The organism is Phytobacter sp. V91, assembly GCF_965644225.1.
Lineage (GTDB): Bacteria > Pseudomonadota > Gammaproteobacteria > Enterobacterales > Enterobacteriaceae > CBFFRJ01.
This window is the reverse complement of sequence record NZ_CBFFRJ010000123.1, coordinates 1-15,252: the sequence shown is the minus strand read 5'-3', so window position 1 is coordinate 15,252 and position 15,252 is coordinate 1. Positions and strand designations below refer to the sequence as shown.

General features: G+C 51.8%; 17 protein-coding genes. 10 read left to right on the top strand and 7 right to left on the bottom strand.

Annotated features, from left to right (window positions below):
• Window positions 1–107: 107 nt before the first annotated feature.
• The 6 genes from dinI to ACSZO4_RS20320 all read left to right on the top strand — a co-directional run bounded on the left by dinI (window position 108) and on the right by ACSZO4_RS20320 (window position 3,699).
• Window positions 108–353, top strand: a complete 246-nt coding sequence (gene dinI / locus ACSZO4_RS20345) for a DNA damage-inducible protein I (protein WP_437890897.1) — start codon at window positions 108–110, stop codon at window positions 351–353.
• A 271-nt stretch (window positions 354–624) separates the two neighbouring features.
• A complete protein-coding gene (gene bssS / locus ACSZO4_RS20340; RefSeq protein ID WP_437890898.1) occupies window positions 625–879 on the top strand; it encodes a biofilm formation regulator BssS in 255 nt (84 codons plus the stop codon).
• Window positions 880–998: 119 nt separating this feature from the next.
• Entirely contained in the window at window positions 999–2,117 is a 1,119-nt protein-coding gene (gene solA, locus ACSZO4_RS20335; RefSeq protein WP_437890896.1) for an N-methyl-L-tryptophan oxidase, read from the top strand.
• 52 nt (window positions 2,118–2,169) lie between these two features.
• Window positions 2,170–2,286: a YceO family protein gene (locus ACSZO4_RS20330; protein ID WP_437890895.1), complete on the top strand. Its 117-nt coding sequence runs from the start codon at window positions 2,170–2,172 to the stop codon at window positions 2,284–2,286.
• Between the two features lie 269 nt (window positions 2,287–2,555).
• The gene (locus ACSZO4_RS20325) at window positions 2,556–3,122 is read left to right on the top strand and encodes a cytochrome b (protein WP_437890894.1); all 567 of its coding nucleotides are present in this window, start codon (window positions 2,556–2,558) and stop codon (window positions 3,120–3,122) included.
• A 1-nt stretch (window position 3,123) separates the two neighbouring features.
• Window positions 3,124–3,699 (top strand): YceI family protein, encoded by a 576-nt coding sequence (locus ACSZO4_RS20320; RefSeq protein WP_437890893.1) that lies wholly within the window; start codon window positions 3,124–3,126, stop codon window positions 3,697–3,699.
• Between the two features lie 50 nt (window positions 3,700–3,749).
• Here ACSZO4_RS20320 and trhO read toward each other — a convergent pair whose 3' ends face one another.
• Complete coding sequence (gene trhO / locus ACSZO4_RS20315; RefSeq protein WP_437890892.1) at window positions 3,750–4,799, bottom strand: oxygen-dependent tRNA uridine(34) hydroxylase TrhO; 1,050 nt, start codon at window positions 4,797–4,799, stop codon at window positions 3,750–3,752.
• Between the two features lie 225 nt (window positions 4,800–5,024).
• Here trhO and ACSZO4_RS20310 point away from each other — a divergent pair, with 225 nt between their 5' ends.
• The 3 genes from ACSZO4_RS20310 (at window position 5,025) to ACSZO4_RS20300 (ending at window position 7,814) form a co-directional block, all read left to right on the top strand.
• Window positions 5,025–5,945, top strand: a complete 921-nt coding sequence (locus ACSZO4_RS20310; RefSeq protein ID WP_437890891.1) for a Kdo(2)-lipid IV(A) acyltransferase — start codon at window positions 5,025–5,027, stop codon at window positions 5,943–5,945.
• Between the two features lie 156 nt (window positions 5,946–6,101).
• Window positions 6,102–7,358 (top strand): multidrug efflux MFS transporter MdtG, encoded by a 1,257-nt coding sequence (gene mdtG, locus ACSZO4_RS20305; protein WP_437890890.1) that lies wholly within the window; start codon window positions 6,102–6,104, stop codon window positions 7,356–7,358.
• 81 nt (window positions 7,359–7,439) lie between these two features.
• Window positions 7,440–7,814 carry a MysB family protein gene (locus tag ACSZO4_RS20300; protein ID WP_437890889.1) on the top strand — a complete coding sequence of 125 codons (375 nt, stop codon included), beginning with the start codon at window positions 7,440–7,442 and terminating at the stop codon, window positions 7,812–7,814.
• On the opposite strand, the gene ACSZO4_RS20295 is transcribed toward ACSZO4_RS20300, so the two are convergent.
• From ACSZO4_RS20295 to mdoG, 3 genes are all read right to left on the bottom strand, one after another.
• Window positions 7,815–8,042 (bottom strand): YceK/YidQ family lipoprotein, encoded by a 228-nt coding sequence (locus tag ACSZO4_RS20295; protein ID WP_437890888.1) that lies wholly within the window; start codon window positions 8,040–8,042, stop codon window positions 7,815–7,817.
• A 102-nt stretch (window positions 8,043–8,144) separates the two neighbouring features.
• Window positions 8,145–10,673, bottom strand: coding sequence for a glucans biosynthesis glucosyltransferase MdoH (mdoH, locus tag ACSZO4_RS20290; RefSeq protein WP_437890887.1), 2,529 nt, complete (start codon window positions 10,671–10,673; stop codon window positions 8,145–8,147).
• Complete coding sequence (mdoG, locus tag ACSZO4_RS20285) at window positions 10,666–12,201, bottom strand: glucans biosynthesis protein MdoG (RefSeq protein WP_437890886.1); 1,536 nt, start codon at window positions 12,199–12,201, stop codon at window positions 10,666–10,668. The genes mdoH and mdoG overlap by 8 nt, the downstream gene beginning before the upstream one ends.
• A gap of 273 nt (window positions 12,202–12,474) precedes the next feature.
• Between mdoG and mdoC the strand changes: the two genes are divergently transcribed.
• A complete protein-coding gene (mdoC, locus tag ACSZO4_RS20280; protein ID WP_437890885.1) occupies window positions 12,475–13,623 on the top strand; it encodes a glucans biosynthesis protein MdoC in 1,149 nt (382 codons plus the stop codon).
• A gap of 35 nt (window positions 13,624–13,658) precedes the next feature.
• On the opposite strand, the gene ymdB is transcribed toward mdoC, so the two are convergent.
• From ymdB to csgC, 3 genes are all read right to left on the bottom strand, one after another.
• Complete coding sequence (gene ymdB / locus ACSZO4_RS20275; protein WP_437890884.1) at window positions 13,659–14,201, bottom strand: O-acetyl-ADP-ribose deacetylase; 543 nt, start codon at window positions 14,199–14,201, stop codon at window positions 13,659–13,661.
• A gap of 105 nt (window positions 14,202–14,306) precedes the next feature.
• Window positions 14,307–14,618: a type 1 fimbrial protein gene (locus ACSZO4_RS20270; protein WP_437890883.1), complete on the bottom strand. Its 312-nt coding sequence runs from the start codon at window positions 14,616–14,618 to the stop codon at window positions 14,307–14,309.
• A 162-nt stretch (window positions 14,619–14,780) separates the two neighbouring features.
• A complete protein-coding gene (gene csgC / locus ACSZO4_RS20265) occupies window positions 14,781–15,110 on the bottom strand; it encodes a curli assembly chaperone CsgC (protein ID WP_437890882.1) in 330 nt (109 codons plus the stop codon).
• Between the last annotated feature and the right edge of the window lie 142 nt (window positions 15,111–15,252).

The following is a 15,252-nucleotide window of genomic DNA, read 5'->3' as shown; positions in this document are numbered from 1 at the left end:
TTCAAGTGGTTTTCCTCCTGTTGTTGGGTCAACAGCGAAAAGCCTACAACAGCCACCACAACAGGGGAAGACCCATAAACATACAGTAATTTCTACAGGGGGCTGCCATGCGTATTGAAGTCACTATAGCAAAAACAACACCATTACCTGCGGGTGCCATTGATGCACTGGCCGGTGAATTATCCCGCCGTCTGAATAATTCTTATCCCGATCGCGAAAATACAATTACGGTGCGTTATGCCGCCGCAAATAACCTTTCTGTCCTCGGCGCAGCAAAGGAAGATAAAGATCGCATAAGTGAAATTTTGCAGGAAACCTGGGAAAGCGCCGACGACTGGTTTATTCGCGATTAATATACTCTACATTGTGTTGTGCTTGCCGGGTCGCCCCGGCTTTTTTGTCTTCATTTTTGCGTAAAAATCTTATTTCCTGCCTAACCTGCTTAAAAATAACGTTTAAGTCCCCCTCCTGTTGTTCAAAAAAATCCACGCCACTTAAAAAAATGTTGCAGAGTGTTATTTATTAGATCTATTAGGTTAAATATTGGTATACTGAAATTGCTTCAGAAAACATGCATTGAACCTCAGAAGTCGTTGTCCTTAAACACGCTACACGGGGGTTATGATGGAAAAAAATAATGAAGTCATTCAGACCCATCCTTTAGTCGGATGGGATATCAGCACAGTGGATAGCTATGATGCCCTGATGCTGAGATTGCACTACCAGACCCCAAACAGACCTGCTTCCCAGGACACCGAAGTCGGTCAGACGTTGTGGTTAACGACAGATGTTGCCCGCCAGTTTATATCCATTTTGGAAGCGGGCATCGCCAAAATAGAATCAGGCGAATACCAGGCAAATGAGTATCGTAGGCATTAGCGATAGTGCGCAATATTCACTCAACAGGCACCCACCGGGTGCCTTATTTATTTCCCCGCCTTGTATAACGCCTTGCGCTTATTTACTCCTCCTGATTACGCATTCGCTGGAGAACAAGAATGAAATACGATCTGGTAATCGTCGGCAGCGGCTCTGTCGGTGCGGCAGCGGGTTATTATGCAACGCGTGCCGGTTTAAAGGTGCTGATGACCGATGCCCACCTGCCCCCGCATCAGGAAGGCAGCCACCACGGCGATACGCGCCTGATCCGTCATGCCTATGGCGAGGGTGAACGTTATGTGCCGCTGGTATTACGGGCGCAACAGTTGTGGGATCAACTGGCGGCCGACAGCGGTGAAGCCGTGTTTGAACGTTCCGGTGTCATTAATCTCGGTCCGGCCGATTCCGAATTTCTGGCAAACGTAGCGCAGAGTGCCCGGCAATGGGATTTGGCGGTGGAAAATCTCGATGCGGCGTCAATCAGCGCCCGCTGGCCTGAAATCAGCGTACCTGAGAACTATATTGGCTTATTCGAAGCTGATTCCGGGTTCCTGCGCAGCGAACTGGCGATCAAGACCTGGATCCGTCTGGCCGGGGAAGCCGGCTGCGCACAGCTGTTTAACTGCCCGGTCACCGCGATCAACGCCGTGGAGGATGGCGTTTCAATTGAAACAGCGGAAGGTACATTCTTCGGCAGCAAGCTGCTGGTCAGTGCCGGGACCTGGGTGTCCAGACTGATCCCTGACCTGCCCGTTCAGCCGCTACGCAAAGTGTTTGCCTGGTTCCAGGCCGATGGCCGCTACAGCAAAAAGAACAATTTCCCGGCCTTTACCGGAGAAATGCCGGATGGCTCGCAATATTACGGTTTCCCCGCCCAGGAGAATGAGCTAAAGATCGGTAAACACAACGGCGGACAGCTGATTAGTGAGGCCAGCGAGCGCGTTCCCTTTGGCAGAGTAGCGTCTGACGGTTCTGAATGCTTCGGCTTCTTGCGCCAGTTTTTACCGGGTGTTGGCGGCTGTCTGTATGGCGCAGCCTGTACCTATGATAATTCGCCGGATGAGGACTTTATCATCGACACCGTGCCGGGTCAGCCCAATATGCTGTTGATAACCGGTCTGAGCGGCCATGGTTTTAAATTTGCGCCGGTTCTGGGTGAAATCGCCAGCCAGTTTGCCCGGGGCGAACGCACTAATTTTGATTTAACACCATTCTCTCTTGCCCGCTTTGCAGGATAATCGCCGGGCGACCAGAAGGTCGCCTTTCTTTTTCCTGATATTCGGAGAGTCCATGCGTCGCTTCTTTCTGTTTGTGGTGAATAATGTCCGTGAACATCTGATGTTATATATCGTGCTGTGGGGAGTTATTGCGTTAATTGATCTTATTTATGTTCTGTGGGCCGAATGATGGAATATTGACAATTGCTGACATTACTTTAATAAAAACAAATTAAATGCAGATTATTTGAATAAGCAAGTTAAGATAAAAACCTGATAAACAAAGACTTAAATGGTCTATCCTCCGCAAAAATCACGAATACATTGAACATCACCCCCTCTTTTTATTCAAAAAAGATGACCAATGAAAAATATTTTCATCGCTTGTTATCTTTAAGTTGCATTATTGGTTTAAGCACGCCATTTTAAATTAACACACTGCACTCCGTGGTTAATAAAATGCAATTGCGTAATTCTCCATCTCGCTATGGCGCTATATCTGTGGCCCTTCACTGGCTTGTTGCGCTGGTGGTATACGGTATGTTTGCGCTGGGGTTATGGATGGTCACTCTCAGCTATTATGATGGCTGGTACCATCAGGCGCCTGAAATACATAAAGGTATCGGTATTCTGTTAATGCTGGGGCTGGTTGTCCGTCTGGTCTGGCGTCGCCTGTCGCCTCCTCCGGCAGCGCTAAAAAGCTATTCCCGCCTGACGCGGGTCAGTGCCGTTGTCGCCCATATTGCGCTCTATTTACTGCTGTTTGGCATTCTTTTCAGCGGTTATCTGATCTCCACCGCCGATGGTAAACCCATCAGTGTTTTTGGCCTGTTTGAGGTCCCTGCCACCTTTGCTGATGCCGGGTCGCAAGCGGATCTTGCAGGTGATATCCATCTTTGGCTGGCCTGGAGCGTAGTTGTGCTTTCAGTGCTGCATGGACTGGCCGCCCTGAAACATCATTTCATCGATAAAGACGCCACCCTCAAGCGCATGCTGGGAAAATCGTCGCCTGACTCTGGAGTATAAAATGAAGAAAATCCTGCCGGGACTCACTCTCGCAACGTTACTGTTCGCCACCGGTTCTGCCGTTGCGGCAGACTACAAAATTGACAAGGAAGGTCAACACGCTTTTGTTAATTTCCGTATTCAGCACCTTGGCTACAGCTGGTTGTATGGCACGTTCAAGGACTTCGACGGCACCTTCAGTTTTGACGAAAAAAATCCGGCTGCCGATAAAGTCAACGTGACTATCAATACCAACAGTCTGGACACCAACCATGCCGAGCGTGATAAACATCTGCGCAGCGGTGATTTCCTGAACGTAACCAAGTTCCCGCAGGCAACCTTCACCTCAACCGAGGTGAAAAAAGAGGGTGACGGGCTGGATATTACCGGCAACCTGACGCTCAACGGCGTAACCAAACCGGTGACGCTGGATGCAAAACTGATTGGTCAGGGTGACGACCCCTGGGGCGGTAAGCGTGCAGGCTTTGAAGCCAGCGGCAAGATTAAACTGAAAGACTTCGGCATCACGACCGATCTCGGCCCGGCATCGCAGGATGTTGAGCTGATTATCTCAGTCGAAGGCGAGCAGCAGAAATAAACCTGCCATGCGGCCCGGTTTGCGGCAACGCAACCGGGCCAGTGTCACTATTATTCCGGGTCAGGAATACCCAGTTTGGTGTTCAGCCGGCCACGAGACTTGTTAAAGATTTTATTGCCATTCTCGCGTCCTGCGCGGCGGCGGCGTTGCTCATCTTCAGGTAACTCACTCTCTTCGCTACACTGCTCACTGCAGCACCCCTTAAACTTCTGCGCACAGGCCGGGCACTGAATAAACAGCAGGTGACAACCGTCATTACGGCAATTGGTGTGGCTGTCGCACGGCGTGCCGCACTGGTGACAGTGGGCGATGACATCATCTGAAATTCGCTCTCCCATCCGCTCATCGAAAACAAAGTTTTTGCCAACAAAACGAACCGGAAGCCCCTGTTCACGTGCGCGACGGGCATACTCGATAATGCCACCTTCAATGTGCGAAACCTTGTTAAAACCGTTGTGCTTCATCCACGCGCTGGCTTTTTCACAACGAATACCGCCGGTGCAGTACATAACGATATTTTTATCTTTGTGTTCCTGCATCATTTCCACGGCTTTCGGTAACTGCTCGCGGAAGGTGTCTGCCGGGATTTCCAGCGCCCCTTCAAAATGGCCCACTTCATATTCATAGTGGTTACGCATATCGATAAATACTGCATCTGGATCGTCGAGCATCGCATTCACCTCCGCCGCCTGCAAATAGTCACCGACATTGCTGGCGTCGAAGCTGTCGTCGTCAATTCCATCGGCAACAATGCGATCGCGAACCTTCATCCGCAGTACCCAGAATGACTTTCCGTCATCATCAATAGCAATGTTCAGACGCAGACCATTCAACGCCGGATCAAAAGCATACAGACACTCGCGTAGCGCAGGCAGTTGACTCTCTGGCACACTGATTTGGGCATTAATCCCTTCATGTGCTAAATAAACACGACCAAAAACCTTTAGGCTGGTAAATGCCTGATACAAAGCATCACGGGTGCTTTTGGGGTTCACAATGGTGAAGTACTTATAGAACGACACCGTAGTACGGGGTTCAGTTTCCGCAAGCATGCGGGCTTTGAGTTCATCGTTAGAGATGCGATTGTGTAACACTGGCATGGTGTACGTTTTCCTGCAAAACAAGGGGGAGTAAAAAACCGGCGCATGATAAAGCAATTACTGACAATTTACATCCACACATTTTGCGCTACATTCTTATTATCTTGCAGGGCAAGCGCAACGCCCCATTAACAACAATGTTATCCGTCGTTTATTTTGGTTACGGAACAATTAATGCGACACTAACAACATTAATGGGAATATTTTAGCTTTTACAGGACAGATATGACGCATTTACCTAAATTCTCCGCATCTATGTTGCACCCTCGCTTCTGGCTCCTTTGGTCTGGTATCGGTTTACTCTGCTTAGTCGTGCAACTGCCTTATCCCCTCATCTACCGCCTCGGATGCGCGCTGGGCCGCATCGGAATGAAAGTGATGAAACGCCGGGCACACATTGCGCAACGTAATCTGGAACTCAGCTTTCCCGATCTGAGCCCGCAGGAACGTCAGCAGATGCTCGCCAGGAACTTTGAATCCGTCGGAATGGGCATCATGGAAACAGGGATGGCCTGGTTCTGGTCGGATAAACGTATTCGCCGGTGGACCGAGGTCACAGGTATGGACAATACCCATATGCACCTGCGCCAGGGAAAGGGCATTCTGCTTATTGGCATCCATTTTCTGACCCTCGAGTTAGGCGCACGCATCTTCGGGATGAATATTCCGGGCATCGGCGTTTATCGCCCGAACGACAACCCGGTGCTGGACTGGCTGCAAACCAGAGGGCGTTTACGCTCCAACAAAACCATGATTGATCGTAAAGATCTCAAAGGCATGGTACGGGCGCTGAAAAATGGCGAGGTTGTCTGGTACGCGCCGGACCACGATTATGGCCCCAAATCCAGCGCCTTCGTCCCCTTTTTCGCCGTTGAGCAAACCGCAACCACCCTCGGCACCTGGATGCTGGCGAAGATGTCACAGGCCTGCCTGGTTCCTTTTGTGCCGCGGCGTAAACCCGATGGCAAAGGCTACGAACTGATCATGCTGGAAGGCGAAACGTCCCCCCCGCTGGAGAGTGGTGAGGAGACCGCCGCGTGGATGAATAAAGTGATAGAGCGCTGCATTCTGCTGGCTCCGGAGCAGTATATGTGGCTGCACCGTCGCTTTAAAACCCGCCCTGAAGGTTCCCCTTCCCTGTACTAAACGTCTGGCGGCCTGGACCTCCTGGCCGCCACTCCTGTTTTACTTTGACGCAGAGTTTCCATTGCAGCATTCATTACGTAGGCGCATAATTAGCAGGCTTATCAATTTCATTTATCAATAATAAAGCCGCGCCTGATGCGCGTAACGTGAAGCGTAATGTCATCTTCTTCCCCTGTACACTGGAAACGTAATCTGACCGTCGCCTGGATAGGCTGTTTCTTAACCGGTGCGGCTTTCAGCCTGGTGATGCCTTTCCTGCCCTTGTACGTTGAACAACTCGGCGTGACCGGGCACAGTGCGCTGAATATGTGGTCCGGGCTGGTATTCAGTATAACGATCCTGTTCTCGGCGATTGCATCCCCTTTCTGGGGTGGACTTGCAGACCGTAAAGGGCGAAAAATCATGCTACTGCGCTCTGCCCTGGGCATGGCCTGCGTGATGGCGCTGACGGGACTGGCGCAAAATATCTGGCAACTGCTGGTGCTGCGCGCCCTGCTCGGTCTGTTGGGCGGATTTATTCCCAATGCCAATGCATTGATCGCCACCCAGATGCCGCGTAATCGCAGCGGCTGGGCAATGGGCACATTATCCACCGGTGGCGTTTCCGGCGCCTTACTCGGCCCGCTGGCAGGTGGATTGCTGGCAGATACCTATGGATTACGGATGGTGTTTTTTATCACCGCCAGCGTACTGTTCCTCTGTTTTTTACTCACCCTGATCTGTATTAAAGAGAATTTTGTCCAGGTCGCCAAAAAAGAGATGCTCCACGCGCGCGCGGTCCTGGCCTCGCTGAAAAATCCGCGCCTGGTCATGAGTCTGTTTGTCACCACCATGATCATTCAGGTTGCCACCGGCTCAATCGCCCCTATCCTCACGCTCTATGTGCGCGAACTGGCAGGCAATATCGGCAATATCGCGTTTATCAGCGGGATGATCGCCTCTGTCCCCGGCGTAGCGGCATTACTCAGCGCACCGCGCCTTGGCAGACTCGGCGACCGTATCGGGCCGGAAAAGATCCTCGTTGCCGCGCTGGTGATTTCAGTCCTGCTGCTTATCCCAATGGCGATGGTACAGACGCCATGGCAGTTGGGGCTGCTGCGCTTTTTGCTCGGGGCGGCGGACGGTGCGTTACTCCCGGCGGTACAAACGCTGCTGGTGTACAATTCCACAAATCAGATTGCGGGCAGGATTTTCAGTTACAACCAGTCGTTTCGTGATATTGGTAACGTAACTGGCCCTTTACTGGGCGCGGCGGTCTCCGCAAGCTACGGTTTTCGCACTGTCTTTTTGGTCACCGCCTTTGTTGTGCTGTTCAACGCGCTCTATTCCTGGCTGAGCTGGCAAAAACCTGCGCGTGTGGCGGTGACAGAGCCGCCACTTAACCGACAGCAGTCGGCTAACACTGATGACTGATTTTTTGTCGCGCGGGCTTGCAAAATCCGATAATCAACTATTATTTCCCTGAACACCTCTTCATACCGCAGGGAGAAATCTATGACGATGTACGACACGCTCGAGGAAGCCATTGATGCCGCTCGTGAAGAATTCCTGGCGAACATGCCGGGATTGAATGAAGAAGACGTCAGCGTGCAGCAATTTAATATGCAAAAATTTGTGCTCCAGGATGGCGACATCCAGTGGCAGGCTGAGTTTTTTGCCGACGAAGGCGAGGATGGCGAATGCCTGCCCATGCTGAGCGGCGAAGCGGCACAGAGCGTGTTTGATGATGATTTTGACGAGATTGAACTGCGCCAGGAGTGGCAGGAAGAGAATACGCTCCATGAATGGGATGAAGGTGAATTCCAGCTTGAACCGCCACTCGACGACGAGGAAGATCATACTTCCGCTGACGAATGGGATGAGCGTTAACTACTCATAAGGTCCGTGATGTGCGTCCAGCGGGAGCAACAACGTATCGAAGACCAGCGAAAACGGCAGGTCGAGCACGGTGACATAGCGCCAGGCTGAATCACGGACATCCCACTGCACGCCGGGATAATACTGATTGCCATGGCCCTGCCCTGGGATCGTGCGACTAATAATGCTGCCGCAACCACTCAGCAGACAGGCCATCAGCACCACAAAAACTATTTTCACCAAAAACCTCACTGCGACAACGTAGAATACTTCAACTGAAGTATAGGATTATTCAGACAAAAAAATACCGGCGCCCAGGCCGGTATTTTCGTTTATGTCGGCTTACTTCACTTTGAGCGCCAGCGGATTCAGCTTCAGTTCCTGGTAGTAATTGACCCAGGAAAGATAGCGCTGCGGCGATGCCCACACGCGATAATGCAGACGCGCCATAGTTACCGGATCGCTTAACAGCACCAGACGGCGGTCGCGATTAAGCTTGTCCGGCGTCTCATTCAGCGCCTGCTCTACGTGACGATCGCGCGCGATTTCCAGTATATGCCCGTGACGGTGACGCGCCGTTGCCATGGCGGTCGCCAGGGCATTAAACGACGGGTTGAACACCGCGTGCATAAAACCTTCATCCAGCGAACGGCTGCGGTTCAGCGCCAGATATTTATCGGTATCCACCAGCACCTGCGGAGGAGAATACTCTTCCGGGATCAGGAACAGTTTCCAGCGTTTGGTGCGCAACCCGATTGTCGAACGGCTTGAAATAACCGAAACAAACGGCGAGAGGATCAGGGAGAAAACAATCGGCGCCAGCCAGAACAGGAAGCGTAAATCCAGCCACGCCATACCGACCGCCCACACCAGACCCAGCAACAGCTGTGAACCATGGCGCATAAAGGCCTCACCCCAGGGGGTGGAGTCATCATCACGCTGCGGCGAGTTCCAGACAACTTCCCAGCCGAGGAACGCGCTGACCACAAACACGGTATGGAACAACATACGCACGGGTGCCAGCAGCACTGAGAACAGGACTTCCAGTAGCAGGGATGCCGTTACGCGGAAGAAACCACCGAACTCTTTCGGCCCTTTGCACCAGACCAGAATGATACTCAGCAGCTTAGGCAGGAACAGCAACACCATGGTTGAGGCAAAGAGCGCGATCGCCAGCTCAGGACGCCACTGCGGCCATACCGGGAACAACTGCCGCGGTTGCAGGAAGTATTGCGGCTCAGTGAGCGCATGCACCACCTGCAATGCCGTGGAGAGCGCCAGGAACATAAACCACAAAGGCGCTGACAGGTAGGACATCACCCCTGTCAGGAACACCGCACGGTGAACCGGGTGCATACCTTTCACCAGGAACAGGCGGAAGTTCATCAGGTTACCGTGGCACCAGCGACGGTCACGTTTGAGTTCATCCAGCAGGTTCGGCGGCAGTTCTTCATAGGAGCCAGGCAGATCGTAAGCAATCCACACACCCCAGCCGGCACGGCGCATCAGCGCGGCTTCAACAAAGTCGTGAGACAAAATCGAACCGGCAAAGGAGCCTTCACCCGGCAGCGGCGCCAGCGCGCAGTGCTCGATAAAGGGTTTTACGCGGATGATGGCGTTATGACCCCAGTAGTGGGATTCACCCAGTTGCCAGAAGTGAAGACCGGCGGTAAACAGTGGGCCATACACGCGGGTGGCAAACTGCTGGCAACGCGCATAGAGCGTATCCATACCGGATGCTTTCGGGGAGGACTGAATAATCCCCGCATTCGGGTTGGCTTCCATCAGGCGCACCAGCCCGGAGAGGCAGTCACCGGTCATTACCGAGTCAGCATCCAGCACCACCATGTAGCTGTACTGGTTGCCCCAACGACGGCAGAAGTCATCGATGTTACCGCTTTTGCGTTTAACACGACGACGGCGGCGGCGATAGAAGATCTGCCCTTCGCCCTGCACTTCAGCAATCAACTCCATCCAGGCTTTCTGTTCAGCAACACAGATATCCGGGTTGTAGCTGTCACTGAGGATATAGACGTCAAAGTGGGCGCCGTTTCCGGTCGCTTTAACGGATTCCCAGGTCGCCCGCAGACCAGCAAACACGCGATCCACATCTTCATTGCAGATAGGCATGATAAGCGCGGTACGGTTCTCTGGGTTAAGCGGCTCGTCACCCACCGTTGAAGCCGAGATACTGTATTTATCCCGCCCAATCAGCAGTTGCAGGAACCCCATCAGCGCGGTCCAGAACCCCGCCGAGACCCAACAGAACAAAACAGCGAACAGGATCAGAATGCCCGTTTGCAGCACATACGGCAGGAGCTGCATAAAGGAAACCCAAAGATTCTGCCCAACCATATCTGCCGGATTGATCAGCGCCCACCCCTGATAAGGCAGGATGGTTTTCATATACCAGGTCGCTACCACCGTCTGCGCCAGCGTCAGCAGCAGCAAAATGTAGCGACGGATGGAACCCACCATGCGCCATTTCTGCTCGCTGGCCTGCTGATCTTTAGTCAGGCGGGACATATAACGCGGTTGCACATCGCGACCGCACAGACGATCCCAGAAACGCCCGATCGGATTGGTACGCCAGGGATCAGGAAACATCGAAGAACGCGTGGCTTTTGGCATGGCCTGGAGCTGGTCACGCCCTTCGTCATCTTTAATCAACTGATCTTTGCCAAGCGAGTCCGGCCAGCTGTGTTCAAGACGCGCTTTCACCGAACCCAGAGGCGTATCATCCTCACGCGTCCAGTGGCTGCGCCCCCCGTCCAGAGCTTTGTGCACGGCACCAATACTTTCTCTCGGCAACGCCGCCTTTTCCGTCTCAGGAAGCGGCAGCGCGTCGATATACTCAGTTATCTTATTCATTGGCAGGTAGCTGATAGCTCCAGGTTTCACTCAGGGTCTGGTCTGCATTGACAAGTGCGGCGCGCATATCCGTCGTTTTCTTCGGATCTTTAACCTTCACGCGCAGCATTAAACGCCAACCTTGCGTCACAGGATTATAGCGAACGCTGTTTTCAACAATTTCACCGTTATCACCAATGCTGGCCTGCGCGCTTATCGGGGTATCCTGCGGCAGTTGTTTCATATCCTGGCCGGTAAAATCGACCACAAAGGCGATAGTGCCATCGGGCTGGCGGATAAGATTGGACTGTTTCACGTCCCCCATTGAACGACGGGTCTGCGTTACCCAGGCATTGTCCGGAGCATGCAGTTTGTCTTCGTCACGGCTGAAGGTGATGGTGTATTTGAAGTTCATCTCTTTACCAGGCTCCGGCAGTTGATCCGGCGTCCAGTAAGTCACGATGTTATCGTTGGTTTCATCATTGGTCGGAATTTCAACCAGCTCGATTTTGCCTTTGCCCCAGTCGCCTTTCGGTGTTACCCAGGCGCTTGGACGCAGGTCATAACGATCGTCGATATCTTCAAAACGGGAGAACTGACGGCCACGCTGGAGCAGACCAAAGCCCTGCGGATTTTCCATCTCATAGCTGCTGACGGCCAGATGTTTCGGGTTATTCAGCGGGCGCCAAATCCACTCGCCGTTGCCCGCATGCATCGACAGGCCATTAGAGTCATGCAGTTCAGGACGGTAGTTCATTGCCGCAGAGGGCTGAGACGGTCCAAACAGGAACATACTGGTCAACGGGGCAACGCCGAGCTTGCCAACTTTGTCACGCAGATAAACCTTCGACTGCACATCAATGACGGTGTCGCGGCCTGGAATAATCACAAAACGGTAAGCACCGGTTGCGCGGGGAGAATCCAGCAACGCATAGATAGTCAGACGCTTGTCGGTCGGTTTTGGCCGCTCAATCCAGAACTCTTTAAAGTGAGGGAACTCCTCACCGGACGGTAATGCTGTATCAATAGCCAGACCACGGGCAGAAAGACCGTAAACCTGGCCCGAGCCAATCACACGGAAGTAGCTGGCACCCAGCATACTGACGATTTCATCGTTTTTATCTTTATTATTAATGGGGTAGAGGACTTTGAAACCGGCATATCCGAGATCTTTCACCGTGTCTTTGTCGTGCTGTACATTGCCGAAATTGAAATAGTCCGGGTTGTACTTAATCTTGCGAACAGCAGCGGCGGTCACTTCGTTGAGGGCGACTGGCGTGTCGAAGTACATGCCCTGATGATAAAATTCAAGCTTAAATGGGGTATTAGTAGCGTTCCACCAGGCCTTATCGTGGTTGAACTGAATCTGTTGGTAGTCCGCGTATTTCATCTCGCGGAACGCGGAAGGCAGATTGCTCTTCGGCGCTTCATAGCCTTTGCCTGCTAAGGATTGAGCCTGTTTTGCGACATCGTCAATAGAAAAAGCCCAGCCTGATGACGTATAAAGAGACAACAGAACTGCGGCACCCAACCAACGCATTTTCATCATTCGTAATTTAGGTTTCATAATAACTAAGCACTTCCCCCTTTGTGTGCTTAAATCGATCCGATCCATTTTAATGGAAATACAAGCAATCCGACAACTGAATCCCCTCTTCGTTCTCTATGCTGGCTCAGCGAATAAGCAAATGAAACCGCTCCTTTATGCTTTTAGGTGCTTATCCTGGAGATTGTCTCTGGGACATAGTGTAGGGTTACTCGCGAATGTAATCATTATTTGCTTTAGGGATAAGACGAAAAGTCTGAGAATCGATGGAGTTATATGAGCCAGTCACCCGTTCAACGTGAATATTTTCTGGATTCCATACGCGCGTGGTTAATGCTGCTGGGTATCCCATTCCACATTTCGCTCATTTACTCCAGCCATATGTGGCATGTTAACAGTGCCCATCCCTCATGGTGGCTGACGCTGTTCAATGACAGTATTCACGCATTTCGCATGCAGGTCTTTTTTGTCATCTCCGGTTACTTTTCTTACATGCTGTACCTGCGCTACCCGGTTAAGCGCTGGTGGACACTACGTGTCGAGCGTGTCGGCATTCCGATGCTCACCGCCATTCCACTGCTGACCTTACCGCAATTTATCATGTTGCAGTACGTCAATGCCCGCACCGAAAACTGGCACAGTCTTTCAACCTACGACAAATTCAACACTCTGGTATGGGAGTTGATTTCACATCTGTGGTTTTTACTGGTGCTGGTGATACTCACCACCGTCAGTATGTGGCTGTTCAGAAAGATAAAAAATAATACCGATAGATTCCTGAGTAACATCAGTTGGGCAAAACTGTCCGTTGCCTTTCTGATTTTTGGGGTAATCTATGCCACGGTTCGCCGACTGATTTTTACGATTTATCCGGATATCCTGCGCGACGCCTTATTCAATTTTGCGATCATGCAATCCCTGTTCTACATCCCCTTTTTTATGCTCGGGGCTCTGGCCTTTATCAATCCGCGGCTGAAAGCGTTGTTTTTGAAGCCCTCCCCGGCCTGCATGGCGGGCGCTCTGGCAGCGTTTATTGCCTATCTGCTGAATCAGCATTACGGAAGCGGCGATGCATGGATGTATGAGACAGAATCAGTCATCACCATGTTGTTGGGTGTGTGGATGGTTAACGTGGTCTTTTCACTGGGCTACCGACTGCTCAATTTCCAGTCTTCTCGTGTGAGCTACTTCGTTAACGCATCGCTGTTTATTTACCTGGTCCACCACCCGCTCACCTTGCTATTCGGCGCGTGGATAACGCCGCAGATCCACTCCAACCTGCTGGGCTTTATGAGCGGTCTACTGTTCGTGAACGGTTGTGCGCTGCTTCTTTATGAAGCGCATTTGCGGATCCCGGTGCTGAAGTTCCTCTTTTCCGGCAAACCGCCAGCTAAAGAAAATAATCCGCAGGTGTCCGCCCGCTGATAGTTACGCCAGCCCCCGCTCCGCTCCAGTGCGGATCAGGCTTCTGGCAGGAAACCGTGTTGGCTCAACAGACGCTGGTACAGCGCCGTATTTTCTTCATCAAAGCAGACAAAAACTGCCTGTTTGATATGGGAATGGGTGGCCAGATAGCCCCAGACGCTGTTAACGGCAATTTCTGCGGCTGCCGCTTTCGGGTAACCATAGACGCCGGTACCGATCGCAGGAAAGGCAATAGTTTCATAACCATTCGCTTCTGCAAGCTTAAGGCTGTTGCGATAGGCATCTTCCAGCTCACGCGCCTCATTCTCATTGCCGCCTCGCCAGACCGGACCAACGGTATGAATAACCGCTTTTACCGGCAAATCCCCTGCGATGGTGATCACGGCATGGCCTGGAGAGCATTCCCCCTGGAGCTGGCGCACTTTCTTACACGCCTCCAGTAACGCAGGCCCCGCCGCACGATGGATAGCGCCATCCACGCCGCCACCGCCAAGCAATGATGGGTTGGCTGCATTAACAATGACATCAACCTTCACAGTGGTGATATCGCCCTGTACGACCTGCAATCGTGGTTGCATATTGACGCCTCCTGGTAAACTCATCTTTTTATAGTGTATCGCAGGCGTAAGTCTGAAGTATCAAAAATGAGAGGGAGCACCGGTATGTGCTCCCTGAAGGAAGGGTCAGTTGTAAGCGATATCGAGAATAGCCAGCGTCTTTGTCGTATTGAGATACTGCATTTTCATCGTCGCGACATTTTGCAGAGTCTGAGGTTTGTTTGTCAGACTTTTTATGGCTATGGTGCTCGTCCGTACCTGCCCTGCCCGCTGACAGGTGGTCTGTACGTTATGTGCGTTAATGCCCACGTCGCAAGGTGGTTCAACGATCGATCCCGTAAAGTGGATAATCCCTCCCATTTTGGCAACAGCAACACCACTGGCACTCCCTGCCAGCAGCAAAGAGCAGAAGATAAAAACCTTTCGCGAAGCTGACATATTGACCTCAGAAATAAGTTGATGTGCAGATGCAGATGATGTGACGGCCACCATCCCGATCGCCGATAACACTAAGCGCTAATTTATTTATACATCATGGCAACAAATTTAACACGGATGAGATCTATTATTTCCGAGTTATTCATTTGGTAAATGAATGAGTTAGATTTTGTTTTGCGGGGACCACTGCTGTGATAAATGCAGCGCGTTGCCATCCGTAACGGTGACGGTGATATTTACGTCATCCTGAGGCGAAATGTTCATGCTCAGGCGCATCAATGAGGTGGGTTGATTCGCCGCAAATTCGACAGTCTTACGCTGCTGCGTCCGACTTTCACCGGATTCGCCCTGCTTAGTGGTGAGGATCTGCACCTGGCAAACACAGTGCTCGCTGAGCACCACTTGCGGGATAATGGTGTACATATCGCCCTCATGGGCACTATTAAAGGTTATCTGACTGGAAAGTGCCGCAAGCAGCATTAAGGTATGCATAAAACCTCTCAAAAAAGAAACAGGGCCTCAGCCCTGTTTCTCCATTCGCGCTGTCGGTTAGTACTGGTTAGGGAAGGTGCGATTTAATCGTCAGTTATGAGAACATAAGGCTTTCTTTGCCATAGATTTTTCACGATGCCCG

Coding starts and splice junctions, on each gene's coding strand:
- dinI (WP_437890897.1), top strand. CDS start 108: ATGCGTATTGAAGTCACTATAGCAAAAACAACACCATTACCTGCGGGT.
- bssS (WP_437890898.1), top strand. CDS start 625: ATGGAAAAAAATAATGAAGTCATTCAGACCCATCCTTTAGTCGGATGG.
- solA (WP_437890896.1), top strand. CDS start 999: ATGAAATACGATCTGGTAATCGTCGGCAGCGGCTCTGTCGGTGCGGCA.
- ACSZO4_RS20330 (WP_437890895.1), top strand. CDS start 2,170: ATGCGTCGCTTCTTTCTGTTTGTGGTGAATAATGTCCGTGAACATCTG.
- ACSZO4_RS20325 (WP_437890894.1), top strand. CDS start 2,556: ATGCAATTGCGTAATTCTCCATCTCGCTATGGCGCTATATCTGTGGCC.
- ACSZO4_RS20320 (WP_437890893.1), top strand. CDS start 3,124: ATGAAGAAAATCCTGCCGGGACTCACTCTCGCAACGTTACTGTTCGCC.
- trhO (WP_437890892.1), bottom strand. CDS start 4,799: ATGCCAGTGTTACACAATCGCATCTCTAACGATGAACTCAAAGCCCGC.
- ACSZO4_RS20310 (WP_437890891.1), top strand. CDS start 5,025: ATGACGCATTTACCTAAATTCTCCGCATCTATGTTGCACCCTCGCTTC.
- mdtG (WP_437890890.1), top strand. CDS start 6,102: ATGTCATCTTCTTCCCCTGTACACTGGAAACGTAATCTGACCGTCGCC.
- ACSZO4_RS20300 (WP_437890889.1), top strand. CDS start 7,440: ATGACGATGTACGACACGCTCGAGGAAGCCATTGATGCCGCTCGTGAA.
- mdoH (WP_437890887.1), bottom strand. CDS start 10,673: ATGAATAAGATAACTGAGTATATCGACGCGCTGCCGCTTCCTGAGACG.
- mdoG (WP_437890886.1), bottom strand. CDS start 12,201: ATGATGAAAATGCGTTGGTTGGGTGCCGCAGTTCTGTTGTCTCTTTAT.
- mdoC (WP_437890885.1), top strand. CDS start 12,475: ATGAGCCAGTCACCCGTTCAACGTGAATATTTTCTGGATTCCATACGC.
- ymdB (WP_437890884.1), bottom strand. CDS start 14,201: ATGCAACCACGATTGCAGGTCGTACAGGGCGATATCACCACTGTGAAG.
- ACSZO4_RS20270 (WP_437890883.1), bottom strand. CDS start 14,618: ATGTCAGCTTCGCGAAAGGTTTTTATCTTCTGCTCTTTGCTGCTGGCA.
- csgC (WP_437890882.1), bottom strand. CDS start 15,110: ATGCATACCTTAATGCTGCTTGCGGCACTTTCCAGTCAGATAACCTTT.